This window comes from Pseudoalteromonas sp. XMcav11-Q, assembly GCF_040104525.1.
In the GTDB taxonomy this organism is placed as follows: domain Bacteria; phylum Pseudomonadota; class Gammaproteobacteria; order Enterobacterales; family Alteromonadaceae; genus Pseudoalteromonas.
In genome coordinates this window covers 285,583-308,334 of sequence record NZ_JBECOX010000001.1, presented here as the reverse complement: position 1 = coordinate 308,334, position 22,752 = coordinate 285,583, and the positions used below count along the sequence as shown (strand labels likewise).

Sequence of the window (22,752 nt, the reverse complement as noted above, 5' to 3'; positions counted from 1 at the left end):
ACTTACAACTGTTTAAAGGCTTCAAGCACCCTAAGGTTTTGCTCCGGCAGTCCGATGCTTACTCTTACAAAATGATCAAAACCTGATTCTAGCCATGGTTTTATCATTATTCCTTGTTGCAGCAGCAAAGATGCGACATGCGCAGACGGCTGCTTGACATCAATAAATAAAAAGTTGGCTAGACTTGGCGCGACAAAATAACCCAGCTCGGTGAGGGCGGCGCTGAGTTTTTCCCTTTCGCGATTCGTTTGCGTGACCGTGTCTGCCAAATAGGAGGGATCTTGCAATACCGCAATCGCAGCAAGTTGTGCTAGTCGATTTACATTGTACGGTGTACGTACGCGGTGCAGATAATCCGCCAATTGGGCATTTGTCATTACGCCGTAGCCCACTCTAAGCCCTGCAAGACCATAGGCTTTGGAAAAAGTCCGTAATACCGCGTAGGGACGAGGCTGTGTTTGAAGTAGTGTTAAGCTATCGACAAACTGTTTATGGCCTTGGGCATATTCGCAGTACGCTTCATCAATGACGATAACCGTATTGAGCGGACAGGCATCAATGAGGCGCTGCAAATTATTGGCATCAAACGTACAACCTATGGGGTTGGATGGGTTAGCAAGCATAAGCATTTTTAAATCTGGGTGGCATGCGATAGCATCGAGCCAATCATCAATTCGATAGGATAAATCGCTTTGCATCGGCACTTCTAGGACCTTTGCCCCCATCATATTGGCGTAAATCCCATGAAGCGCAAAGGTAGGCTTGGCCACTAACACCTTATCGCCTTGACTGAGGAAAGCTTTACACAGCATTGAGAGTACATCCTCAGAGCCATTGCCGAGTACAATTTGTTCTCTGGCAACGTTAAGTTTAGTTGCCAGCTGCTCATTTAGCTCAGTGCATTGGCTGTCTGGATAGCAGCTAGCGGTATGCAGTTGTGCTTTAAAAGCATTAAGCGCAGCAGGACTTGGCCCTAAAGGGTTTTCATTCACCGAGAGGTTTATCATATTGGGGTGGAGATTACGCGCTGCTGCTTGCTCAATGGTTTGTCCCGCACCATAGGGCGGTAGTGCAATGACTTCCTTGCGGGCTGGGTTTGGCATTGTCGTTGTCATGCGTTTTGCTCCTTGAGTGATGTGGGCTCAAGTAAACGATTAGCCCTATGATTAAAAAGCCAAATCTCAGATAGCGCTGTGACCGCAAGTCCTAACATTAAGGCGTACCAAACGCCCAAAATACCCAAAGAGAAAAATTCTTGAAATAACCACGCACCGGGAAGACCAATGCACCAATAACCAATTAAAGACAGCATTAGGGTGCTTTTAACATCGCCAAGTCCACGCAGGATACCGAGCCCGATATTTTGCCACGCGTCAAAAAACTGCAAAAAGGCGGCAATAACGAGTAGCTCTATAGCGATAACAACGACATCGGAGTTTTGTAATTCTTCTGCACTTAAAAATGGCCGCAGTACAAATTCGGGTGTGAATAAATAGATTAAGGCGAAAACAGACATGACCACGGCACCGCAAATAATCCCCAAATTGCCGATGCGTTTTGCATGATGAAAGTCCCCCGCAGCATTGGCTTCGCTGATGTAAATAGAACAAGCAGATGAAATGCCAGCAGATACCATAAATACGATGTACACCATTTGGCTTACCACGTTGTGGGCGGCTAAGGCATTTACGCCGAGTGTTGCCACAAACAACGCAAGCACGGTGAAAAAACCAGCTTCAAGCCCGTAAGTTGCGCCAATTGGCACGCCCATTTTCCATGTTTTACTAAGTGCTTCACGGTCGGTTTGCCAAAACTTTATAGTGAGGTAGGGGCTGAGTACGTCATCGCGCTTGGCAAATAGTACAAACAGTAAAAACGATAAATACAGCACGATACACGTGGCGGCTGCAACCCCCACAAAGCCGAGTTGTGGTAGGCCAAACTGACCAAAAATTAGACCGTAATTGAGCACGATAGTGAGTACAACAGATACACCCGTTATTAACATCAATGGCCCTGGTCTTTTCAATCCAACACTAAAATGCCGCACGCTTTGAAACCAAAAACAGGGTAATAAGCCCAAAGCGACAACGGTTAAATATTGGGTCGTCAAATTGGCAATTGCCTCGGATGTACCGATAAACCTTAAAAATGGCTCTATGGCAAACATCGCGGCGGCGAATAGCAGACCCAAAAATGTTCCGATAAGCATGCTGGCGTTAAAAAGAGGAGTGATCTGATCTAGTTTAGCCTTGCCGATTGCATCAGATACCAGATTACCCGTTGCCGTGACTACGCCCGTTCCCATGGTTCTAAATTGATTAAAAATACCAATGGCGAGGCCGCCAGCAGCCAGTTCTAACGGGCTCAACATACCGAGCATGATAAGATCTATCGTTGCAATTGCCACGTAGAGCAGATTGGTCAGAATAAGCGGCCCTGCGAGCTGACTTACTTTAAAAATATCGGCGCGCGCTGAAGCTACCATAACGTTACTTCCTCCACGTTTTCTTGTGTGATGGCAAAGTCTGCAACCGCTCTTCCGAGTGCCACGTCAGTAATGATCATGCCGCTGTTATAGACAAAGATAATTTCATCAGGGTGGGTTCGTGCCCGCTTTTCACCATTTAGTATTTCCGTCAATGTCGCATCAACGGCGGGTAGCTTATCGTTCTCGTCTAATAAATCGTCTCCGGTGACCTTCATTTGTTCTGCATCCGTTGTGAGCAATCTATCAGCTCGGTGTAGCACTGGTTTTTCGATCCCATAGCCAACTAAAATCACCACAGCGCCGGGTTTTAACCATTCATATTTTATGTTCTCTTTGGCGGATAACCCAGTAACGGCAAGGATCACATCGGCTTGTCTTACTGAAGCTTCTAAATCTTGTGATACCGCAACTTGTCGCTGTGGGTGATGCTCCTTTAGTTTTTGCTGAACCACTTCCAAACCTGCTTGATAGCTGCCATGAACGGTTAGATTTGTGAGTTGTGGTAATGCCGTGACCAGCATTGGTAAAGCGATTTGCCCTTGAACACCGGTGCCTACAACCAACGCATTTTTAGCATCTGAATGAACGGCATATTTTGCGAACAAGGCGGAGGTGGCTGATGTGCGCATAGGACCTAGTTCTTTTACATCCATTAGGGCCACAGGGTGGCCTGTGGCATCATCGCAAAGGAAAATAAAGGAATAGAATTGATATTGGTTGCGACTTCTGTCTGGGTCGTATTCATAGACGACCTTAAACCCTACGGTATTACTTGCGGCATCTCGGCCAGCCATACTATAGGCAATGGATCGACCATCTTGTGGCGTCATAATCACTTTGAGTGGGTTGGCAGAGTCAGGGTGGTGCAGTGAACGAAAGGCATTTTCCACCACCTCAATGACTTTACTATAGGGAAAATCAAGTTGCGCCAGTCGGGCTTCATTTAGTATCGGCAGAACAGTTTGTTGGGTCATGGTTAGGCTCTCGCGGCAGGTTTATATTGCGTTAATAGGTCATCGAGCTCTTGCTCGATGTTAATGTCGATAAGGTCGTGTTTTGCCATCCAATCATCATTGAATACCGTATCGAGATACTTCTCGCCACCGTCACAAACGAGTACCACAAATAAGCTATCGGCGGGGGCGGTTTTTAACGCCTGTACTGCTTCGTATATAACCCCACCTGCCGAGCCACCGACCATTAGGGCGTAGTGCTTGGCAAGGTACCTGGCGGTATTAAACGCTTGTTTGTCAGATACCTTCACGCCTTTGTCGATAAGTTCATACTCAATAACGGGACCTATCTCAGCGCCTTCCGGCGTCCCCGTTCCTGACTGATGATAATTCAGTCCTGGTCCACCAAAAATCACAGACCCTACAGGTTCAACTCCAATCGTTGTGAGGTGATGACAACCTAAGTCGCGCAAAGCCCTTGTTGTGCCGCATAGCGACCCACCTGTGCCAACCGCACCGACAAGGTGAGTAATGTGTTCACCAAGTTCATGAAAGACCTCTTGCGCAAGTCCTGTATAACCGCGGCTATTGGCAAAATTATTGTGTTGGGCGGTCCAAAATGCGCCTTGCTCTTGTGCCAGCTTCGCGGCCATTGCATCGCGAATATCAGTAGATAGGCTGTCGTCTCCAGCTTCGCTAACGCAGATCACTTCCGCGCCAAAGGCTTTCATATTACTAATTTTCTCTTTTGCCGCATGGTTATCCACAAGTGCGGTAAAGCGATAGCCACGCTCCGCTGCAAGCAGCGCAAGACCAACGCCGGTATTGCCAGAAGTTGACTCAACGACCCAGCCACCTGGCTTCAGTTGGCCACTGGCTTCTGCTTCATCTAACATAGACTTCGCCATTCGGATCTTAGCGCTACCAGTGGGGTTAAATTGCTCAAGTTTAAGGAACAGTTTGCTACCGTTTGGTAGACTTAAAAACTGCATTAGCGGGGTATTACCAATACTTTGCGAAACCCTTAAATAGGGGGTTAGGGATAATGTCGAGGCGAGCGAATGCTGCACATTTATGTTCATAAATAGGCTCCTTTACGTTGTGTTGTTGGGGTTTTTCTAGCTAAGTAGTTGCCAAGAAAGTCTGTTGTGCTCCCACGTTACGGCGATTTTTCGTGGCAATGGCATAGAGTGAAATTCAGATTCATTTGAATCCATTTGATATCCTGCAGTGTTGAGGTAAACCATTAGGTCATCGCGCTGCGGTAGTTGCGACAAGGGGATAAACCGCCAGCTTATCATGTCGTTATCTAGGCAGGTTGCGCCGCCAAAAGCCACGCGATACGTTCCTTGTTTGCGGTTTGAATGTGCCGTGAGTAACAGCGGACTCGGCAAGTATTCGCTTTCAAACCACTGTTCTGACAGTGATAAGCTCGAGCCCGAAAGTGTAGCGATATAACAGTCTGATGTGCCTAGGTGCGGCTTTGTCCCTTGCACTTTAAACAAGCTAATGCCAGCCTCTTCGAGCAGTGCGCGCCCAGGTTCAAGCATCAATGTAAGGTTCCTTTGGCGTAATGCCGCTAATGCGGTTTGTCCATGCGCGTTCTTCACTGCCAAAATAGCGTGTAAGGTGTCCGCAGGGCTTTGTTTGTTATGGTAGGGATAAAATCCTGCAAAGGTTTTATCTGCAAAAAAGCATTCAAAGTCCAAGGCTTGTTGCCACTGCTCATTCTGTAAGTAGGAGACGGGCAGGCCACCGCCAATATTCACTTTTGATGGCGACAGTCCCATTTGCTTGGCCTCGTCTATCGCACCGACTAAAGTATGGATACTCTCGCCACGTGCTTGTGGGCAGTACCCGCTTAAGTGGCAGCTAAATCCTTCTAAGCTTACCCACTCCTTGTATTCTCGACACTGTGCTAATAGCGGCGTAAGCTGGCACAGTGAACTACCAAAGCGTGAGGCTTTAGTTGGTTGTGTTTGTAAACGCAGTAGCACTTGCGCTGGGCGCTTTCGCTGGCGGGCCAGTGTAATGATGGAGCTTAACTCAGCACTTGAATCTATGGCGACAAGTGCTTGATGCACAAGCGCTAAGCTAAGTAGTGCATCTGATTTATGCGGACCAGATACACCAATTTTTACACCTTGAATACCACCGCTTAGGGCAAGTTCAAACTCTTGCACACTAGCCACGTCTATTCCTATATCGTGATTGGACGCGACTTGAGTAAAACATTGGGCTTTGTTGGCTTTTTTGGCAAAATAAATCTCATGTTCAAGCCCGAGCTTTATTAAGTTAGCTTGCAGGGTTTCGATATTTTCCGCAAAACGCTGAGGAAACACTAAATGTAGCGGCGCTCCCAATGCTGCCGCCCATTCAAATAACTTGGCTTGGTGCTCCGCGAGCAGGCTCTGCGTTTGCGGATGCAATTTTGCAGTGAAGGCATCACTCATACGACTAACACCTCTTTGTTGTTTGCACTGTCTATCTTGTTGACACGGCGTTTTGCTATAAGGAGCAGGCCGGCGGCTAGGAGCAGCAACCAGATTAATGGCGTGTAGTTGTTCACTGGTGTGGCAAAGTCACTGCTAAATTGAGGAATATCAGCTAAGTCCGTGAGCGTTGGCTTGGCGCTACAACCCTCACAAGGAGCAAAGTCTCCTCTTTGGTTGGCTTTGGCAATTTCGTTGGCAAAGAAACCTTGTAGTGCTTGATGATGAGCTTCAACTTCCGCCATGAAGGCGTGATGACGTGCTAATCCATTGCCCGCTAAATCAACCAGCAGTGTTTGTGCGATGAGTGCGGGGGAGAGATACTGTAGCTTTTGTGCATTATGTTGCTGTGCTTGTTGCGCAGTTAAAAAGCGTAAATCTTCGGCCGCCATTGCGCGTTCAACAGAATTAATGGTGGCGATTTTTTTGGTTGCGTAATCGCTGGAACCACTGCCATTCTTCGCAAGTTCTGGATGATCTTGAAAATACTGAGCTAAGGTCTTTTCACTCGCTTTTTGGGCATCGTCGCTAGCGACACGGAGGCTATCTATATAGTGAATTCGTGAAGGGGTTGGGTCAAGCAAAGCGATGCTGGTATTGACCAAAGCTGGAACCACAATCACCAAGGCAAGCCAACAGGTGACTAAGGTAGCTGCGTTGTTTGCTGCACTTTTAGCTCTGCTATTTACCCAAGCGGTTAAGGCAATCCAAAACCCAGAATAACATAGTGCGATAAGGTTATAGCTCAGCAGTTCAACCACTCCTAGCTGCTCTCGTATTGTTATTAAAAGCAGGCTACTAATACTTAAAAATGGCAGCACAATTAACGCGCTTCGCAGCAATAATTGATAGGTCAGAAGGCGGGTCGCACTGCCTCCTTGCAGCATCAGTAGTCTTAGCTGCCCATCTTGGCGTTCACTTGCCAAGGCATTAAAGCAAATGCCAATAATGAGCAATGGCAGTAAGTAGACAATTACAAAACTTAAATCGAACTGGCCTAACAACAGAGATAGCGGATGAACATAGTCATATTGATGAACGATGTGCTGTTTTTCTTTGATTAGCATCTTAAAATAGTAAGGTAATACGTCGGCTTGCCCTGTTGCGATTGGCGACGTTGCAAGCGGGGTTTTGGTGGCGTAATTTTGCATTAAGTAAAAAGCCTGCCCGCGCAGGTCGTATGGGTCTTCCCACCATTTATAGTCTGCTGTACTGGCGACTCTTTCGGGTAATCCAGCTTTGGCATCTTGGATGGCCTGTTGCTGCATTTGCTGTGCGGCAAGTACCACGCCATGCTGTTTTTTAGCAAAGTAATGGGCGTTAAAAAATGCCACTAGTGCAAGCATGGTAGTGGTCACAAACAGCGCGAGTACGAGCTTTTCTCGCCAGAGGTTTTTAAACTCAGTAGCTAACATTAAGCGTTTCATCTTTGCTCCTCCAAGCGCAGTTTTTTAATCGCGAAGAAACTCAATAACACCAGCACAATCAACCAAAAGCTCAGGCTAAACAGGCTGATAACGTAGTGAGGCAGGTAACGAATGAAATTAGGGTATTGGAATGCGAACTTTGGGATCTGCTGCCATAATTCCTCGCCCGCGGTGTAATGTCCGTCCGCCTTGTGACCGTGATCTCTTTGATTAAAGTTAAGCACCTCTTGCATCAGGCGGCGGTGCTGCTCTGCCGCATTCTCAAATGCTTGCTGGTGGGTAAAGTCGCTGGCTGCGGTGGCCATCGACAGCGTTTGTATCGCGATAAACGGCGTTAACATTCCTGCAAGTTGATAGCTTTGTGATTGCGCTTCTAGTTGAGCTAAACGCGCTGAAAATAAGCGGTCAAAGATTTTATCAGCGTATTGTTCACCAAATTGGAGTTGCGCTCCGGCATAGTCAAAGGGCAAGTCTTCCACATTGCTAACACCATATTGAGTCAATGTTTGTTGTTTGAACTTTGCGATTGCTTCAACTCGTGCCTCGGTATAAACCTCACTTTCAAGCTTTGCTTGAAACGCTTGACCTGAACCTTGCGGATGAATGGTGGTTGCGATATTCATCGCCAGTTTTGGTAGTAAAAGTGTTGTAAGGGCCCAAATGGTTAATAGCGCTACCAATGCGCGCCTTGCCGTTGGAAGTAAACTTGAAAGCGTGGTGGTGAGTAACGACCAAAGCAATAAGTAAACCAAATAAAATAGTAAAAATAGCCCACTTCTGAGTGTATGAGGCTCCGCGCTTGTTACTTGGCTATAAAGTAAAAAAAGCGCGACAGGCAATAAAAATAAGCAAGAAATAGCAAAAAGCAGCGCACATTTGGCGATAAACAACTTAGCTGGGCTTGCGCCCGATGCGAGCAGTTGTTTTAAGGTGCCTTGCTCACGCTCTCGGGCAAGTAGTGGGTAGCCAATTAATATAATCAATAGCGGTAGTAAGACTTGCAGCACAAAGGCGGGTGATAAGCTACCAAAACGTGACATCGGCAAGTTATCTTGCGCACTTCTAAACATGCTATCGTTGCGAATATGAGCCTCAAGCCTCAACACATTCCCTTGGTATGCTTGTAATCCCGCGTCGAGTGCAGCCAATGGGGTGGTGGGTTTGACCACATAAATACCGTAGTGGGCGGCGGAATGGGGACCTTTTTCACCTTGATTTAACCAGCGTAATTGCTCTGATTGGGACACTTCCGTGACGGCTTGCTGATAGCTTTGGTGGCTTTTAAAACCAGTCAAGCAGGCAAGCAAGAGCAGCAATACTGCAATGCCTCCAAGCCAAAGAGCTTGTCCCTGTCGCTTGGTATCGAGCCATTCCTTTTTTAATGTCGTTTGAAACATCAGACACCCACCTTGATATGTTTGAGGTAAACGGATTCAAGTTGGACTTCTTGCAGCTGTTCATAGACTAAGGTATCGACTAATTGCCCTTGATTAATAATTGCCACGCGATGAGCATCTTCTTGAGCGCGGTATAAGTCGTGGGTCGCCATTAAAATCGCAACGCCTTGCTTTGCTAATGACTGAATGAGCTGGCTAAATTCATGGCTGGCTGAAGGATCAAGACCTGATGTAGGCTCATCTAAGATCAATGCCTTGGCTTGTTTTGCGAGGGCAATGGCTATGCCCACTTTTTGTCGCATCCCTTTTGAATAGGTTGCAACGGGTTTGTCTACAGCGTGACTTGGCAGTTTTACTTCACTGAGCAGTGTGCGAAAGGCCTCGTCGGTCTTTTCTATGCTGGCCATTTTGCTGAAATACGCGAGATTCTCAAGTCCGCTAAGTCGCGGATAGAGCGCGACTTGTTCAGGAATATAAGCCAGTTGCTGCCTTGCCGTTACTACGTCATGTTGTGGATTAATTCCAGCGATGGTGATTTCCCCGGCATCCGGTTGTAAAAAGCCCAGTAAGCAATTAATCGTGGTGGTTTTACCTGCACCATTTGGGCCTAGCAGCGCTAGAATTTCACCTTGATGTACGCTCAAGTTTAATCCCTGTAACGCTTGGTATTCACCAAAGCGCTTTTGCAGGTTATTGATTTGAATAACAGGTGTAGTCATGAATTATCCTTAAAAGCTCACGCTTAATGAGGCGATAAAGGTGCGGCCACGACCTGGAGCGACTCCCCAGTCTATGCCTTTGGCACCGCCAGATAGCCAATATTCTTTGTCGAACAGGTTTTCGGCCTTGAGTCGTAGCGTGGTGTTAATGTCAGTAAAGTGGTATTTAGCGCCCAAGTCGAAGCGCGTGTAGGCTGGTAGCTTTAGCGTGTTATTGACGTTTTGTTCGCGCTCACCAACATGGAAAATACCCGCATTGATGCTTAACGCCTCCCAAAATGGCAGTTGATAGTCGACATAGAGATTTGCTTGAAATTCAGGCACATTGGCTGGGGTGTTGCCATTAAGCGCGGGCTCGCCGTCGAGCTTATCTAAGCTGGGGTCCATCAAGGTGATGGATGCTACGGTTGCAAGACCGTGAGCCAATGAACCACTAGCATTGAGCTCAATACCTTTATGTGACTGGACACCGTCTTGCACGAAATAGTTAGTAATGTGATTGTGGTACTCCAACATTTTTTCTATTTCGAAGACGGCTATCGAGTAGTTCATGGTGTCCGTTTGGTATTTTATGCCAGCTTCAATTTGTTCGCTTTCTTGTGGGCCGAGTGATTCGCCCTCGTTTATTGCACCGCTGCCGATGACTGCAACGCCGCCTTCCCCCGCGCCTTCTGAGTAACTGGCATAAAACGCGAGCTGATCGCTTGGGTTGTAGTTAAGACCTATGATGGGGGTATTAAAAGTTCGGTCGTCTAGCGTGGTTTTAGTTTGGCTAGGTAGAGTTTGCTCTTTTTTGTATTGAATATGACGCAGCCCTAAGGTGGCATAAAATACATCGTTAAAGTGCAAGGTATCTGTGATAAATAACGCGCTTTCAGAGGCTTCAGTTTTGGTTGGTTCTGGATAATCAGGGAACTGCGGTTTACTGCTATGAATTGGATTGAAAATATTGCCAACGGGGTTGGTTAACTCAAACCAACGCCCATCCTTTGACTCATAATCACGAATACTAACGCCGACGACTAGCTCATGTTCAATTGCAGCGGTGGTAAGTTGACCGCTGACAAAACTATGTGCGGAGAGTGTGTCATACGTTTCGTCTGGGGTAATGTGGATAGCGGCAGACAGCACATTACCTTGTGTATCAACCGAGTAGATATCAGGAAAAACGGTAAACCTGTCATTACCAGAAAGCGCAGCTTGGTTTACCCATTGCCAGGTGTCGTTCAACCAAAAATCAGCACGTGCGGCAAGGTTATATGACTCGGTTTGATACTTTGCCCAAGGTTGTCCGAGCAAGACATCACTGGTGTCGACATAGGGCGGTAATATTTTACGGTCAGGATCATTGGGGTCGCTGGCAAGTCCTATCAAAGGCTGTGATACAGTGCTTTTGTCTTGGTAATCGCCGTCTAATCGGATAAATAGGCGGTCTGAGACTTGCCAATCCAGTGCTGCACTAAAGAAATAGCGCTCTAAGTCATCACCACCGGTAAAGTCACCGTTTTTCTCTGCTGCGGCATTAATACGATAGCCGAGCGTTTGCTCTTCGGAAATTGGCCCACCGAGGTCGATGTGTAAATACTTTCCTCCACGGCTACGTACTTCTGTTGTGACATCCAAAAAGGCGTCCATGGTAGGGCGCTTTGTCACATAGTTGATGGTACCGCCGGGGTTGTTAAAGCCTGATACGAGACTTGACGGGCCTTTAACGATATCAATGCGCTGAATATTCTCTAGCGGTACATCTTGGTAGGGGGCAAGCGCTAAACCGTCGCGTCTTAGACCGTTAGTCCAATCTAGTTGAAAGCCACGCAGACTCACAAAGTCGAAAACCGTACCAATTGAGGTGTTTTGAACAGAAGCATCGTTGGCAAGCACTTCGCCTAGCGTTTTTACTCTTTGATTGCTGATCAGTTCTTCAGAAAATGATTGAATGGAAATAGGAAGAAGCTGTGGATCTTTCATCCCCAACGCCGAAGCGTTCACGTCTCTCGTGCTGTAAAGAGGCGCGCGAGTGCCATGCACATCAATTGTTTCAATGGATTGTTCGGCAACACTAAGTGAAGAATATAAGCTACTAAGCACGCTAACTGTCAGGAGTGACCTTGTCATTTTGTTATTCCAACTGCAAAAACGAATGTGAAAAGAACCATCATTTATTTGATACAAATGATTATTTTTAAAAATGTTATAACGTAACGATCTTAATCATGTTTTTGCGTGCTTGAAAAGAGGGGAGTTATTGCCAAAAGGTTATCCTTGGTGATTTTTGTTGTGAAAAGTAAAATTAATGTAGGTCGTTCAAAGTACCGGCTTTACGTGTTGAAAAAGTATAAATCTCAACAAGTATTATTTTTACAAATAAAAATCGTTCTCATTAATTTGTTTTTAAAGCGGGTGAGTTGATTTTTTGTTGTGAATTTTTGTATAAAAAACAATGTGAAAGTTTGTAAATGGTTTGCGTGTTATTCAGTACATCGAGCTTAATCTCACTGAATAACGCTGAACATATGCTCAGAGAAGTGCTTGCTGCTTGATAAAGGTAACGAGTTTCTCAGCAATGTCTTGATGCTCTGAAGCGGTTGGATGCCACACACAGCCTTCTAATGGTGAGTCGAATGTATGACTGTATAGTTTACTGATATCTTGCTGATTAAGCTTTGCAATTGCATCGTGAGTTGCTGGAATAATAAAGTTATATGGATATGCCGGACGAGGCATATAAATAATGGGGACTGCAGGATATCTTGCACGCAGCTGTTTGGTGAAAACGACCATCGTTTTTACCCACTGCGTTTTGACTTCATCAATAGTTTGCCAAGGCTCTGCAGGGGTTGGATCGGTACTAAAGTCATTGGTGCCTACTTCAATGACGATAAGCTGTGGAAACTTGTCTTCAAAGTCAGTGTTGTCGGTAAATACTGCTGACATTTTGTCGTAGTAACTACGCAACGTATGATGTGGTTGATTGCCGCCCCAATTTCGAATTAAGCCTAAACCTGAGTATGAAACTTGGGTAAAACTGGCTCCCAGCTGTTGCGCGCTCATATACGGAAATGCTTTACGCGCGTTACTTAAATCAAGAATTTCACTCCATTCACACTGTCTTTGAGTGGACTCACTGCCAAAGCCTGCGCTAATTGAATCGCCAATAAATAAGATATGGGGCTGTGGCTGCTGGATTGAGTCTAATTTTCCGTCCACATCAACACTTAGGATCTGGGTATTGTGTTCGTAGTGCTCCCAGCGTTTAACGAGTTCAATTGTGACGGTTTCTGTCTTTGTACTTTCAAATAGCGTGAAGGTCTCCGCAACACCATTGGCGTTGGTCTTTAGCTTTTTTGTAAATTTGCCATCAATCAATACATCGAATTGATCGCCATAGCCCATCAACTCGATATGAAAGGCACGACCAGTGAGCTTGGTATGCAGCTGGCTACCCGGCCAATTAAAACTCACACTGCCATCGGCATAGTTTTTACTGACGCGTCCTTCATAATGAATCGCATGATGGGTCGCTGCGTGATTTGCGGCACTGGCTACGCTTCCAGAAGCTAATAAAGCCACCGTAACTAACGTTTTTAACATGTTGTATTCCTTGTAGGGTTATTCATTGAATAATGTAACTGGTTTAAATAGGTTGTGAGTTAATTTGGGCTTGAAAATTATTCACTTAACAAAGGAGAAAATAGAATATATCACTGGCAGGAAGAGAGTCGCTCAGGTACATTACTCTATGTAATCAGGTTAAGGAGAAGTAGCTGATGACGATTGTAGAACAGATAGTTGCTAGAGATATTGAAGCGGTTATTGTATATGAATCAGAGCAGGTGATTGCGTTTGCCGATCATGACCCCATAAACTTTGGCCATATCTTAATTTGCCCCAAATCCCCTTATGAAACGCTTCTTCAGGTCCCTGAATCCATACTGGCTGAAATCCACCGCGTTGCGCGTGACCTTTATGTGCGAATTGAGCGTAAATTTTCCCCAGATGGGATTACGCTGGTGCAAAACAACGGGCATTTTAACGAATTGAGCCACTATCACCTGCATATTTTCCCCCGCTATAAGCGAGATAGTTTTGCGTTTGGGCGCGATGGGCTCAATATTAAACCTCAAGAGGTTTTGCGTACCTCACTTGAGGGGTTATAGATGCTCGGGGAAGTATTAATTAAGGTTGTTGTGACGCTATTGCTTTGTATGTCACTTGTCTGGACTTTGTTGCCTTGGGCGTTTGGGTTATTAAATTTCCAAAAGAAACATGGCTACCCACTCTACAACATTGGCCGAGTGTGCTGGTGGGTAATGGTTGCTATGCATCCCGTATTTGCTATTGGCATTTGGTTTTTCGATGCCAGTTTAAGTAAGTTAATATTTAGCCTAGCGGCAATGCATTGCTTTTTTGGGATAATGTTTGCCAGAAATGTAAGCACGCAATAAATCAAAAGGTCATAAGTGAAGATTACCATCAATGCGATTCAGGGCGAGGATGCGGATGCCATCGAAAGGTTAATGCGTGAAGTCTCAGAGGCTGACGTCTTACCGAATTTTTCGCAGCTTGGCAAAGACACTTATCTAAACGAAATAATACCTGAAGTAACTCAAGTCATGTGCAACGCCAACTTTGTCGGTGCCAAGGCGTTGATAAACGGTGAGCTGATCGGGTTTGCTTTATTAAGAGACGGTAACTACCTCACCCATTTATTTGTTGCTAAGTCAGCTCAAGGTAAAGGGGTTGGCCGGCAGTTATTAGATACTGTGTTAGCGAGTACATCCGCAGCTCAAATCTCGCTATGTTCATCGCTTAATGCAGCATCGTTTTATCTTGCGCTAGGTTTTCAGGCGACAGGGCAAGAAGCACAGAAAAACGGTATTAGATTTGTTCCAATGAAGTTAGACCGAACTTAAGCAAGGATATTTTATGACATTTCCAATTAACGGCTCGTGCCAATGTGGTGAAGTAAGCTACACGTTAAAAGCAGCACCTAAAATGGTGGTCGCCTGTCATTGTAAGGCTTGCCAAAAACTGTCAACCAGCGCATTTAGCATTACAGCCATTGTTGATAAAGACGATATTGAATTTTCGGGTCCGATGAAGGAATGGCGACGCCCTGCTGACAGCGGTAACGTTAGCGGAGCTAAGTTTTGCCCAACTTGCGGCAATCGCATTTACCACTTTAATCCAGCAGAGCCGAATTCAATTAAACTCAAACCAAGTAATTTGGACGATACTCGCCTTATTCAACCGACGGCCCATGCATGGGTTAGTGAAAAGCAAGACTGGTATACCATCCCAGAGGGCGTCATCGTATTTGATAAACAGCCTTAGCCTGCTCTGATGTGTTCAACGTCAATTATTAAGCAAGTGATCGCGAAGGAGTGTGCGCTTCACCGCAAAGAAAATAGGCATAATATGGCGCTGTGTCGCGAACTCCTTCACCCTCAATTTATTGAGGTTGGACGCTCTGGAAGCCAATATAACTTAGGCCAGATCCTATGCTTAATGAATGAAGAAGAATGGCCAGATGGGGAGGTAGTAGCAGAGCAGTTTCACTGTGCTTATATGAATAGTGACGCTTTGCTTCTTACTTATCGCTCCGCATGGCGGAACACTGATGGCACGCTTTCAGAGCATGCCTATCGATCATCTTTATGGGTCGAGCAAAATGATAAGTGGCAGTTGTTACATCATCAGGGTACGCCCACCAGTTTATTTTAGTGCTGTTTTTACGACATAGGTTGGGTTGTAAAAAATCACAAAAGTAAATTTTAAGTAATTGAAAATGCGACTACACTAAATCGACATAAGAAGAATATCTGCTAGACCAAGATCTAAGGAACGAGTATGTCAACACCTCAACCCGGCACTGTTGTGAGTAATGCACAAACCAGAGCCGCTAATTTAACGACGACAAACAGCAATGAAGTGCCAGCGACTAAACAATTTGTAGTGAATGCCACCGGCAACTTATTTATCGCAAGTACGCTAAACAGTACCGCAGGTGGAAGTGTATTGCCGCAAGAAGCTGAAAATGCGTTTGGTGAAGTGAGTGTATTTTTTGCTGCTTTAACCAAGGCGATGGCAGAGTCAGGCACGAGTTTATATGACTATGACGCGCTCAATAAATTAGTCTCAAGTTCAGGTCTTTTTGTCAAAGTGACAGAGAGTAATATTCAGTTTGAGAGTAAACAGACAGGGGTCACACTATCGAGCCAGTTGATTCAAACTTTACTAGGGCTCAGTGGTAATTTAGCCTCCATAGGTAAATCATTGATGGATATGATCGCTGGTATGGGGCAAGCCTCGGTAAGTATTAGTGCGAGTTCCGACAGTCAAGACAAAAAGGTCGGCACCATCATTTTTGTTTGCGAATATTTACTCGGTGCTATTTCTATTGCGCCAATTGTTATCTCAGCGGATGCCAATGATGTCAAATCGGTGTGGCAAGCAGGCCCTTGTTTAAAAGGGGGCCATACGGAGATACAACTTACACTTTGTAAGTCTGTTTATTTATTCGTTCCTCCTGCTTTTGTTAAGCAAGCGGCATCGCTCAATGAGGCGATGTCAGATCCAGAGTTTAATAACCTGATTGAATCAATGCGAAGTGTCATAGCCGCACCGCCGCAAACCACAGCAGCCAGTAAAACGACTAAAAAGGACAGTTAATGTTGGGAGTAAAAAATGTTCTCAACTTGGTTTAGCAAGCAAGATAAACCGTCAAAACTGCAATCAAAGCCAATATATACCCCAATTACTAAACATTATGTGTTTAATGAAACGGGTAATATCATGTTGTGTGCAACGGCGGATAGCATTCAGAGCTTTGACACTGACTTAAAAAGTGCATTCGTTGATATTAGTGTGTTTTTTGCTGCGATGACAAAAGCGGTGACGTCGACAACAAATCCGGTGACGGGTAAGCCGTTTTCAATATTTAACTACCAAGCTGTGAAAAATATTTTGGTAGAGTCAGGGCTTTTCATTGAAACCAATGTGGAAGAAGGCACTTTTAGTCACGATGGCGTAGGTAATACGCTTGGCAAAGCGTTGTTTCAGCATGTCTTAAATCGAGAGTTTTCTGAAAAGCAGCTGCCTTTTGCCAAGTCCATGTTTAATGGTATGCAATATCAAAGGGCGAAGATGGCAGAGCAATCTGAGATGACGGAAGCGCAGCAGCAGTTGTGCCGCAGTGGTAGCATCTTTTTTATTGGTGAGCTGTTGATGGGCGTGCCACAAACGTCGGCAATTTTGCTCAGTATCGAACCACAAAGCGTTGCCCAGTCGACCGGCGATACCGAGAGTGACTGGCAAGATTTATTTTCGTTGGCTGGGTTAGATGAAGACAAGCATCAGCCCAAGCACATCGTGCGTCATTGGAAATTTAAAAAACGTACTTATCTATTTGTACCACCGCAGTTTATTTCTCATGCGGTGGCTGGACTTGGTGAGCAAAGCAATATTGATTTTGAGGAATACAGTCGCAAATTGGCGCAAAGTATTACTCCCAATCACAGCGTTAGCTAACTTCAAATATTATAATCTTAAAGCGCCTTAGCTAATTCGGTTAATGCGCTTTTTGCTATGTCTAAATCAACTTGCTCTGTTTGCCAATTACTGAGCGCAGCACGGATCACCTTCTGTCCTTGCCAACTCCCTGGGCTGACAAATATACGGCCGTCCGCATTAATGGCATGAAGAAGGGCGGTTGTTGCTGCGTCATCTTTGCCACTTGGCTTGAAAAGCACTACGTTGAGCTCTCCGTAATAAACTAAATCATAGTCTGGAGAATCAGTAAACCAGTCTGCAAGTTGTTTAGTTTGCGCAATATTTTTGCTTACCCATTGACGGACCCCGTCTTTACCATACGCAAGTAATGACATCCAAACGGGCAGCGCCCTAAATCGACGAGAGTTTTCTACACCCATCGAAAAAAAGTCAGGATCGGCTTTTGATGTGACTAAGTAAGGCGCTGGAACATCACAGCTTTCAACCAGATAGTGCAAATGACGAGTGAGAAAAATACCGCAGTCGTATGGTACATTGAGCCACTTGTGTGCATCTAAGGTGATACTATCGGCTAACTCTAGCCCCTTAGTGCGACTTTCTGAGCCAGAGACCAGACGCTCGAAAATGCCAAATGCAGCATCAACATGCAGCCAAGCTTGGTGTTTATCGCATAAATGGCGGATCTGAATTAAATCATCAAAATTAGTGCCAGTAACCGTGGCGGCACTGGCGATGACAACTTTTCCTTTGGCGTTACTTGTTGCAAGCGCTGACTCAAGCGCTGCAATATCTGTAGCCTCATTGCCTACTTGCGTCGCGATTCTAGTGATTTGGTTGCGGCCAAGGCCTGCAAGACCAAGCGCCTTAATCATACTCGCGTGGGGCGTCGCGCAAAAAACCTCAATTTCCAAACCGAAGGCTCCTTCTTCTGCCACATTGATCCCTTGTTGATGCCCTGCAAACTGGCGTGCTATGACTGCACCTAAGTAATTTGCTGCTGTCGCCCCTGTAGTAAAAAGACCATCAAAGCTTGCTGGTAGGTCGAATAATTCGGTTAGCCAGCGAATGGCCTGCCGCTCTATACTGGTCGCAATGGAGCCATCGCCTTTTGAGACATTTTGGTCATAGGTTGACACTAGCCAATCGGCAAAGGTGGCAACAGGCGTTGCGCCGCCGGTGACAAATCCCCAATACCTAGGTCCAATACTGGTGCTTAAGTTTGGCACTACTTGTTTACTAAAAATCTCTATCAGTGATTCAAATGCAATTCCAGACTCTGTGAGTGCTAGGTCGGGCGGAGCAATATCGCGACCTGCGACTGGACGGCTATTGTTAGACTGTATAAATGCCTCGGTAAGTTTAGAAAACTCAGTGAGCAATTGGGGTAATGCTTGCCATTGGTTGTGTGTCATGGTCATGTGTCAATCCTATTTGTGAACGAATACTGGAATTACAGTGTAACTTCGGTAAAAATGCAGTACAGATACAAAGTTATTGGTTGTTAGGGGTACAGATGGCGAGGAAGTTTATTACATTAAGTGAGCAGGTGATTGCAGAGATAAACGCCGGTGAGCGTCAATGCGGTGAAAAAATGACTTCACTTAGGATCTTTGCCAAGCAGCATGGCGTGAGCATGAGTACCGCGATTAGAACCTATGAGGAATTACAGGATAATGGCTTTTTAGCTTCTCAAGAGAAATCTGGTTTTTATATTTGTAAACCGAAAGCAAAAAATAGTGACATTGACTTTGCCACGTTTACGAGTGAAGTGAAATCTCCTAAAAGTGCGTTAAGACCCTCTGTCGTAGGGCTCAATACAATGTTATCTACGGTGCAAGTAGCACCCGAGTTGATGCCCATAAATCGCCTGACTAAGTTTATAAAGCAAGCGTTCGACTCTCCTCAGTATCACCATTTTCATTATCCCAATGCGATGGGACTGATGTCGCTCAGAGAGAATCTAACCAAGCACTTTAAACAAAAGGGGTTGGCGCTGAATCCTGATAATCTCGTGGTGACAGGCGGTTGTATTCAAGCCGTGATGGCGGGACTACAGGCTGTCACAAAAGCGGGGGATTGTGTGGTGGTGCCATCACCTTGTTATCAAGGTTTATTGCAACTGCTTGCAACGCTACAGCTCAAGGTGATTGAGATCCCAACGACGCCCGAAGGACTCGACCTAGAAGCCTTGGAACAGGTAGTGACAACGCAAAGGGTATCTGCGTGTTTGCTTACGGCAAACCATCAAAATCCAACGGGGCACAGTCTATCTGTGCAACAAAAAGCGTGGCTTGCGGATTTTGCTGTGCGGTATCAAGTGGCGATTATCGAAGACGACGTCTTTGGGGAGCTGAGCCATAATCACACAATGCCTTTACCGATAAAGGCGTGGGATAAAGCCGGATATGTAATTTGGTGTAGCTCAGTGTCTAAGACGTTAGCGCCGGGCTTGCAAGTTGGATGGTGTGAAGCTGGGCGTTATCAAAGCCAAGTGGCCGCGCTCATGCAGGCATTTCACGGCATGCCAAATCAATGTTTACAAATGGCGGTATCACGATTTATTGAGACAGGACATTACCAGCGCCATTTACGGACGCTTAATCGCACCTTAGCGGCACACTGCTTCGCTTACCAAAGCTATTTGAAATCGCGTTTACCAAAGGGCTGTAAAATATCTTCCCCTCAGGGCGGGATGGCATTATGGCTGAAACTGCCTAATATTGACTGTGATGCACTCGCTTTACGGCTCGCTGAACTTGGTGTTGAAATTCGCCAAGGCAGCTTATTTACAAGTCGTGAGTTGTATCAAGATCATCTGCGGATCAATTGTGGTTGGCCGCTTGATGTGGCAAAACCTTGGTTAGATAAGCTATGTGATTGGGTACTTCATAATTGCGCCAAATTATAGTGTTAAGCTCGGTTCATATAATACAACAAGGAATAAAAAAAATGACTGTATTACTCAACGCAGAAACCCAAGTAAATAGCGAAGCGCTCAATGCCATTGCACATATGCCAACCAAGAGTCTTGGCGTATTACTCGATAGCGACTTTACGCGTAAGCTTTGCGATCAAGACTTTATGCGCATTGCTGTTTTGCTGGCAAAAAAGGGTTATGAAGAGGGCGGTTGCCCAATTGGTGCGGTTATTGTTGATAACGAGACCAATCAAATTGTAGGTAAAGGACATAATACGTTAGTGCAAGAGAGCCACCCATATAACCATGGTGAAACCTCGGCAATTCGAGATGCGGGACGGATTGATTTTAGTAAAACCACTTTGTATACCAGCCTAAGTCCTTGTGACGTATGCGCAACATTACTCTACATGCGTGGTTTTCAGCGAGTCGTGGTAGGGGATATCACTAATGCTTCAGGCAATGAGCCGTTACTTGAAAGTAAGGGCGTACAAGTCGATATTTTAGAAGATGAGCAAGGTATTGCCTTGTATCAACAATTTCGTGCTGAAAAGCCAGAACAAGATTTAGAAGATTGGCAAGGTCTGGCAGCGGTAAACGCGGGTCATAAGTAGCTAACTGTACCCATGGCGAGGTAAAACCATTACTACATGATGTACTGGATTATCAAATGAAATACTTTCTGAAGCAATCTAGCCATTGCTGCTGATTGAATTGCAATGCAAATACGGGCACACTGACCGAATGATTATTTAATTTATTGAGATAAAATGATTAGGAAACTTTTATTCCTTGTAGCGCTACTTGCATCAACCAAAATAATTGCTTCGCCGCAAGAAACAGTGCATTTTGTAGCGGAAGACTTGCCTCCCTATCATTTTATTAATGGCCAAGGAGAAGTGGATGGTGGCCTAGTTGAGCTTGCTCAAGCGGTAGCAGATAAAGTAAATGTTACTGCTAAAATTGAAATAATGCCGATGGCACGTGTGTTACACGAATTAGAAACTAAACCTAATGTGGTGCTGTTATCTTGGCTAAAAACACCAACTCGAGAAGTCTATTTCCGCTTTTTGGGGACAATGTGCCATACGTCCGCATCACTTATTGGCCTGAAACAATCTCAAACGCCAATAAACGATCTTGACGCTGCAAAGCGCTATCGTACTGGAACCATACGCGGTTACTATAGTGAAACTTTTCTCAAACAAGCTGGCTTTTCTGAAGGTTATGAGTTGGTATTAGTGTCAAACTACCAAAGTCTTTGGAATTTATTGTTTAAGGGCCGGATTGATTTTGTACTAACCAACACACTAACACTCGAGAAAGAACTAAACGCCCTTAAGCTGGACCCAAAAGCAATTGAGCATAAGTTACTTCTTGAGCATTTCCCAAGTGAGTTGGCTCTGGCGGTGAATGCAGAGTTTCCCAATGAGCTTGCGAACCGCCTGCAGCACGCACTAGCGGAATTAAGTCAAAGTGGTCAACAACAAGCTATTTTGGAGCGCTGGAAAATACACTAAATTGAATGCAGCTGCTTGGTTTCGTATGTTCCTAAATTAGTATAAAGTGTGTAGACATAAATTTAGCGCATTAAGGATAGGCGTGATGTTGCAAGAGTTGGTGAGTTATTTTGGCATACTAGCAAGTATATGGATGCTGGTAGGGGTGTATGGCGTTGCCAAGCGTTATCCAAATTATAGTCACAAAAATCAATTTTGTAGTGAGTTAGGTGCCAGTGGTAGCCCAACAGAACGATTGTCTCCCGCAGTTAATAATTACCCCTTAGCCTTGCTATTTTGTTGTTTTGGTTTTTATATCATCTTGGTACCCGAAGGGAACTGGGCGTTAGGTGTTATTGGCGGTTTGATTGTTTGTCATGGTCTAGCAACCGCTGTTGCAGGTTTCTTTCCTATGGATCCCGATCCATACACAACCTCGCCAAGTCGAGCGTGTAATATTCATTCTTTCGCGGGCATGGTAATGCTATTAAGTTTACTTATCGCTCCTTTATTGGTTTGGTTTGTAAGCCCTTTAAGCTCGCTATTTGCTTGGTTTTCTACTGCTTGTGTACTTGTTTGTATCGGTTTTAGCTATCAGCTTGCCAATGCTTACAAGCAAAAGCGTAACAGTGGGCTCTATCAGCGATTAAGTTATGGCGCTCAGCTAGTCTGGCTGAGTGCGCTGTGTTTTATAGTGTAAGGTGTTGATAAGCCAATAAAATGGCTTGCGCTTCGGGTTTGCCTTTGGCAACTCGTGCATAATGATCCAGTGTTTTCTCTAAATAGCGTTTGGACAGCGTGCCTTGTTGCCAAATCGCTTCGCCCAATGGGGTTATGGCAGCGCCAGTCTTACCTGAAGTAAGATAGAGCACTTCGTAAATACGTCGATTTTCTTCAACCAGTGATTCATGGGTCAGCCTAAGTGGCAAAGATTGCAAGGTTTGCCTCAAGGCATAATGATGATGAACTGGGCAAAGCAAGAAATCGACCTCGTCACGCAAATTGCAGCAAAGACTTGTCATCAGTTCTGCTGTTAAGTCGCCGCCAACACCTGCGATGATCACTAATTGCCTGCCTGAGTATTGTGCAAGAGGGAGCTTCGCAACGTCTTGGGTGTAAAGGCTATAGCGCGTTTCGGCTTCTGGAAAGAAGCGTGTGAGATCCAGTTTCACTTTCGCGATAAGCGCTGGGACTACATCAACAAAGTGTATGTGCGCTTGGCTCGAATCTAAAAACTGTGCGCCAAGCTGGCCATGATCGCAGCAGCAGTCCCAAATATGTTGATAGTCTTCAGTAACAACATCATGCAAAGTCTGTAAGCGTTTTCCAAGCTTCAAGTGGATTC

The 22,752-nt window shown here is 45.3% G+C and carries 23 protein-coding genes; 11 read left to right on the top strand and 12 right to left on the bottom strand.

What is annotated here, in order from left to right; genetic code table 11:
* Window positions 1-2 precede the first annotated feature (2 nt).
* From hisC to ABMY45_RS01420, 10 genes are all read right to left on the bottom strand, one after another.
* Entirely contained in the window at window positions 3-1,115 is a 1,113-nt protein-coding gene (hisC, locus tag ABMY45_RS01465; protein ID WP_174170071.1) for a histidinol-phosphate transaminase, read from the bottom strand.
* Window positions 1,112-2,488: an MATE family efflux transporter gene (locus tag ABMY45_RS01460; protein ID WP_174170072.1), complete on the bottom strand. Its 1,377-nt coding sequence runs from the start codon at window positions 2,486-2,488 to the stop codon at window positions 1,112-1,114. Before ABMY45_RS01460 ends, hisC begins: the two co-directional genes overlap by 4 nt.
* Entirely contained in the window at window positions 2,482-3,465 is a 984-nt protein-coding gene (locus ABMY45_RS01455) for an ornithine cyclodeaminase (protein WP_174170073.1), read from the bottom strand. Before ABMY45_RS01455 ends, ABMY45_RS01460 begins: the two co-directional genes overlap by 7 nt.
* Window positions 3,466-3,467: 2 nt before the next feature.
* Complete coding sequence (locus ABMY45_RS01450) at window positions 3,468-4,526, bottom strand: cysteine synthase family protein (protein WP_174170074.1); 1,059 nt, start codon at window positions 4,524-4,526, stop codon at window positions 3,468-3,470.
* A 36-nt stretch (window positions 4,527-4,562) separates the two neighbouring features.
* Complete coding sequence (locus ABMY45_RS01445; protein ID WP_174170075.1) at window positions 4,563-5,897, bottom strand: alanine racemase; 1,335 nt, start codon at window positions 5,895-5,897, stop codon at window positions 4,563-4,565.
* Window positions 5,894-7,363 (bottom strand): DUF3526 domain-containing protein, encoded by a 1,470-nt coding sequence (locus ABMY45_RS01440; RefSeq protein WP_206471009.1) that lies wholly within the window; start codon window positions 7,361-7,363, stop codon window positions 5,894-5,896. The genes ABMY45_RS01445 and ABMY45_RS01440 overlap by 4 nt, the downstream gene beginning before the upstream one ends.
* Entirely contained in the window at window positions 7,360-8,760 is a 1,401-nt protein-coding gene (locus ABMY45_RS01435; RefSeq protein ID WP_206471008.1) for a DUF3526 domain-containing protein, read from the bottom strand. The genes ABMY45_RS01440 and ABMY45_RS01435 overlap by 4 nt, the downstream gene beginning before the upstream one ends.
* The gene (locus ABMY45_RS01430) at window positions 8,760-9,479 is read right to left on the bottom strand and encodes an ABC transporter ATP-binding protein (RefSeq protein WP_039497249.1); all 720 of its coding nucleotides are present in this window, start codon (window positions 9,477-9,479) and stop codon (window positions 8,760-8,762) included. Before ABMY45_RS01430 ends, ABMY45_RS01435 begins: the two co-directional genes overlap by 1 nt.
* A gap of 9 nt (window positions 9,480-9,488) precedes the next feature.
* Complete coding sequence (locus ABMY45_RS01425; protein ID WP_206471007.1) at window positions 9,489-11,594, bottom strand: TonB-dependent siderophore receptor; 2,106 nt, start codon at window positions 11,592-11,594, stop codon at window positions 9,489-9,491.
* Between the two features lie 402 nt (window positions 11,595-11,996).
* On the bottom strand, window positions 11,997-13,070 hold the full coding sequence (locus ABMY45_RS01420; RefSeq protein ID WP_206471006.1) for an SGNH/GDSL hydrolase family protein: 1,074 nt from the start codon (window positions 13,068-13,070) through the stop codon (window positions 11,997-11,999).
* 176 nt (window positions 13,071-13,246) lie between these two features.
* Between ABMY45_RS01420 and ABMY45_RS01415 the strand changes: the two genes are divergently transcribed.
* The 7 genes from ABMY45_RS01415 (at window position 13,247) to ABMY45_RS01385 (ending at window position 17,009) form a co-directional block, all read left to right on the top strand.
* Window positions 13,247-13,636, top strand: coding sequence for an HIT family protein (locus tag ABMY45_RS01415; RefSeq protein WP_010605155.1), 390 nt, complete (start codon window positions 13,247-13,249; stop codon window positions 13,634-13,636).
* Window positions 13,637-13,924 carry a hypothetical protein gene (locus ABMY45_RS01410; protein ID WP_174170079.1) on the top strand — a complete coding sequence of 96 codons (288 nt, stop codon included), beginning with the start codon at window positions 13,637-13,639 and terminating at the stop codon, window positions 13,922-13,924.
* 15 nt (window positions 13,925-13,939) lie between these two features.
* The gene (locus ABMY45_RS01405; RefSeq protein WP_174170080.1) at window positions 13,940-14,392 is read left to right on the top strand and encodes a GNAT family N-acetyltransferase; all 453 of its coding nucleotides are present in this window, start codon (window positions 13,940-13,942) and stop codon (window positions 14,390-14,392) included.
* 13 nt (window positions 14,393-14,405) lie between these two features.
* Complete coding sequence (locus ABMY45_RS01400; protein WP_010605152.1) at window positions 14,406-14,813, top strand: GFA family protein; 408 nt, start codon at window positions 14,406-14,408, stop codon at window positions 14,811-14,813.
* Window positions 14,814-14,822: 9 nt separating this feature from the next.
* Window positions 14,823-15,203, top strand: a complete 381-nt coding sequence (locus ABMY45_RS01395) for a DUF4440 domain-containing protein (protein ID WP_102057052.1) — start codon at window positions 14,823-14,825, stop codon at window positions 15,201-15,203.
* Window positions 15,204-15,329: 126 nt separating this feature from the next.
* Window positions 15,330-16,151: a hypothetical protein gene (locus tag ABMY45_RS01390; protein ID WP_010605150.1), complete on the top strand. Its 822-nt coding sequence runs from the start codon at window positions 15,330-15,332 to the stop codon at window positions 16,149-16,151.
* 15 nt (window positions 16,152-16,166) lie between these two features.
* The gene (locus ABMY45_RS01385; protein WP_102057051.1) at window positions 16,167-17,009 is read left to right on the top strand and encodes a hypothetical protein; all 843 of its coding nucleotides are present in this window, start codon (window positions 16,167-16,169) and stop codon (window positions 17,007-17,009) included.
* 17 nt (window positions 17,010-17,026) lie between these two features.
* Here the strand turns inward: ABMY45_RS01385 and ABMY45_RS01380 are convergent, their stop codons facing one another.
* Complete coding sequence (locus ABMY45_RS01380) at window positions 17,027-18,409, bottom strand: pyridoxal-dependent decarboxylase (protein ID WP_227387028.1); 1,383 nt, start codon at window positions 18,407-18,409, stop codon at window positions 17,027-17,029.
* A 95-nt stretch (window positions 18,410-18,504) separates the two neighbouring features.
* On the opposite strand from ABMY45_RS01380, the gene ABMY45_RS01375 reads away from it, so the two are divergent.
* The 4 genes from ABMY45_RS01375 to ABMY45_RS01360 all read left to right on the top strand — a co-directional run bounded on the left by ABMY45_RS01375 (window position 18,505) and on the right by ABMY45_RS01360 (window position 22,107).
* The gene (locus ABMY45_RS01375; protein WP_349288301.1) at window positions 18,505-19,899 is read left to right on the top strand and encodes a PLP-dependent aminotransferase family protein; all 1,395 of its coding nucleotides are present in this window, start codon (window positions 18,505-18,507) and stop codon (window positions 19,897-19,899) included.
* Between the two features lie 41 nt (window positions 19,900-19,940).
* Window positions 19,941-20,522 carry a nucleoside deaminase gene (locus ABMY45_RS01370; RefSeq protein WP_174170083.1) on the top strand — a complete coding sequence of 194 codons (582 nt, stop codon included), beginning with the start codon at window positions 19,941-19,943 and terminating at the stop codon, window positions 20,520-20,522.
* A gap of 156 nt (window positions 20,523-20,678) precedes the next feature.
* Window positions 20,679-21,428 carry a transporter substrate-binding domain-containing protein gene (locus ABMY45_RS01365; protein WP_349288300.1) on the top strand — a complete coding sequence of 250 codons (750 nt, stop codon included), beginning with the start codon at window positions 20,679-20,681 and terminating at the stop codon, window positions 21,426-21,428.
* Window positions 21,429-21,513: 85 nt separating this feature from the next.
* Window positions 21,514-22,107, top strand: coding sequence for a DUF998 domain-containing protein (locus ABMY45_RS01360; RefSeq protein ID WP_102057046.1), 594 nt, complete (start codon window positions 21,514-21,516; stop codon window positions 22,105-22,107).
* On the opposite strand, the gene ABMY45_RS01355 is transcribed toward ABMY45_RS01360, so the two are convergent.
* A complete protein-coding gene (locus ABMY45_RS01355; RefSeq protein ID WP_227387030.1) occupies window positions 22,097-22,744 on the bottom strand; it encodes a tRNA (adenine(22)-N(1))-methyltransferase TrmK in 648 nt (215 codons plus the stop codon). The two genes, ABMY45_RS01360 and ABMY45_RS01355, sit on opposite strands and share 11 nt — an antisense overlap.
* Between the last annotated feature and the right edge of the window lie 8 nt (window positions 22,745-22,752).

Excerpts from the sequence above, each read along its gene's own strand:
- ABMY45_RS01400 (WP_010605152.1), top strand. The coding sequence starts at position 14,406 with ATGACATTTCCAATTAACGGCTCGTGCCAATGTGGTGAAGTAAGCTAC.
- ABMY45_RS01365 (WP_349288300.1), top strand. The coding sequence starts at position 20,679 with ATGATTAGGAAACTTTTATTCCTTGTAGCGCTACTTGCATCAACCAAA.
- ABMY45_RS01425 (WP_206471007.1), bottom strand. The coding sequence starts at position 11,594 with ATGACAAGGTCACTCCTGACAGTTAGCGTGCTTAGTAGCTTATATTCT.
- ABMY45_RS01420 (WP_206471006.1), bottom strand. The coding sequence starts at position 13,070 with ATGTTAAAAACGTTAGTTACGGTGGCTTTATTAGCTTCTGGAAGCGTA.
- ABMY45_RS01440 (WP_206471009.1), bottom strand. The coding sequence starts at position 7,363 with ATGAAACGCTTAATGTTAGCTACTGAGTTTAAAAACCTCTGGCGAGAA.
- ABMY45_RS01375 (WP_349288301.1), top strand. The coding sequence starts at position 18,505 with ATGGCGAGGAAGTTTATTACATTAAGTGAGCAGGTGATTGCAGAGATA.
- ABMY45_RS01360 (WP_102057046.1), top strand. The coding sequence starts at position 21,514 with ATGTTGCAAGAGTTGGTGAGTTATTTTGGCATACTAGCAAGTATATGG.
- ABMY45_RS01370 (WP_174170083.1), top strand. The coding sequence starts at position 19,941 with ATGACTGTATTACTCAACGCAGAAACCCAAGTAAATAGCGAAGCGCTC.
- ABMY45_RS01415 (WP_010605155.1), top strand. The coding sequence starts at position 13,247 with ATGACGATTGTAGAACAGATAGTTGCTAGAGATATTGAAGCGGTTATT.
- ABMY45_RS01390 (WP_010605150.1), top strand. The coding sequence starts at position 15,330 with ATGTCAACACCTCAACCCGGCACTGTTGTGAGTAATGCACAAACCAGA.
- hisC (WP_174170071.1), bottom strand. The coding sequence starts at position 1,115 with ATGACAACGACAATGCCAAACCCAGCCCGCAAGGAAGTCATTGCACTA.
- ABMY45_RS01450 (WP_174170074.1), bottom strand. The coding sequence starts at position 4,526 with ATGAACATAAATGTGCAGCATTCGCTCGCCTCGACATTATCCCTAACC.
- ABMY45_RS01380 (WP_227387028.1), bottom strand. The coding sequence starts at position 18,409 with ATGACCATGACACACAACCAATGGCAAGCATTACCCCAATTGCTCACT.
- ABMY45_RS01435 (WP_206471008.1), bottom strand. The coding sequence starts at position 8,760 with ATGTTTCAAACGACATTAAAAAAGGAATGGCTCGATACCAAGCGACAG.
- ABMY45_RS01385 (WP_102057051.1), top strand. The coding sequence starts at position 16,167 with ATGTTCTCAACTTGGTTTAGCAAGCAAGATAAACCGTCAAAACTGCAA.
- ABMY45_RS01430 (WP_039497249.1), bottom strand. The coding sequence starts at position 9,479 with ATGACTACACCTGTTATTCAAATCAATAACCTGCAAAAGCGCTTTGGT.
- ABMY45_RS01460 (WP_174170072.1), bottom strand. The coding sequence starts at position 2,488 with ATGGTAGCTTCAGCGCGCGCCGATATTTTTAAAGTAAGTCAGCTCGCA.
- ABMY45_RS01410 (WP_174170079.1), top strand. The coding sequence starts at position 13,637 with ATGCTCGGGGAAGTATTAATTAAGGTTGTTGTGACGCTATTGCTTTGT.
- ABMY45_RS01455 (WP_174170073.1), bottom strand. The coding sequence starts at position 3,465 with ATGACCCAACAAACTGTTCTGCCGATACTAAATGAAGCCCGACTGGCG.
- ABMY45_RS01445 (WP_174170075.1), bottom strand. The coding sequence starts at position 5,897 with ATGAGTGATGCCTTCACTGCAAAATTGCATCCGCAAACGCAGAGCCTG.
- ABMY45_RS01395 (WP_102057052.1), top strand. The coding sequence starts at position 14,823 with ATGTGTTCAACGTCAATTATTAAGCAAGTGATCGCGAAGGAGTGTGCG.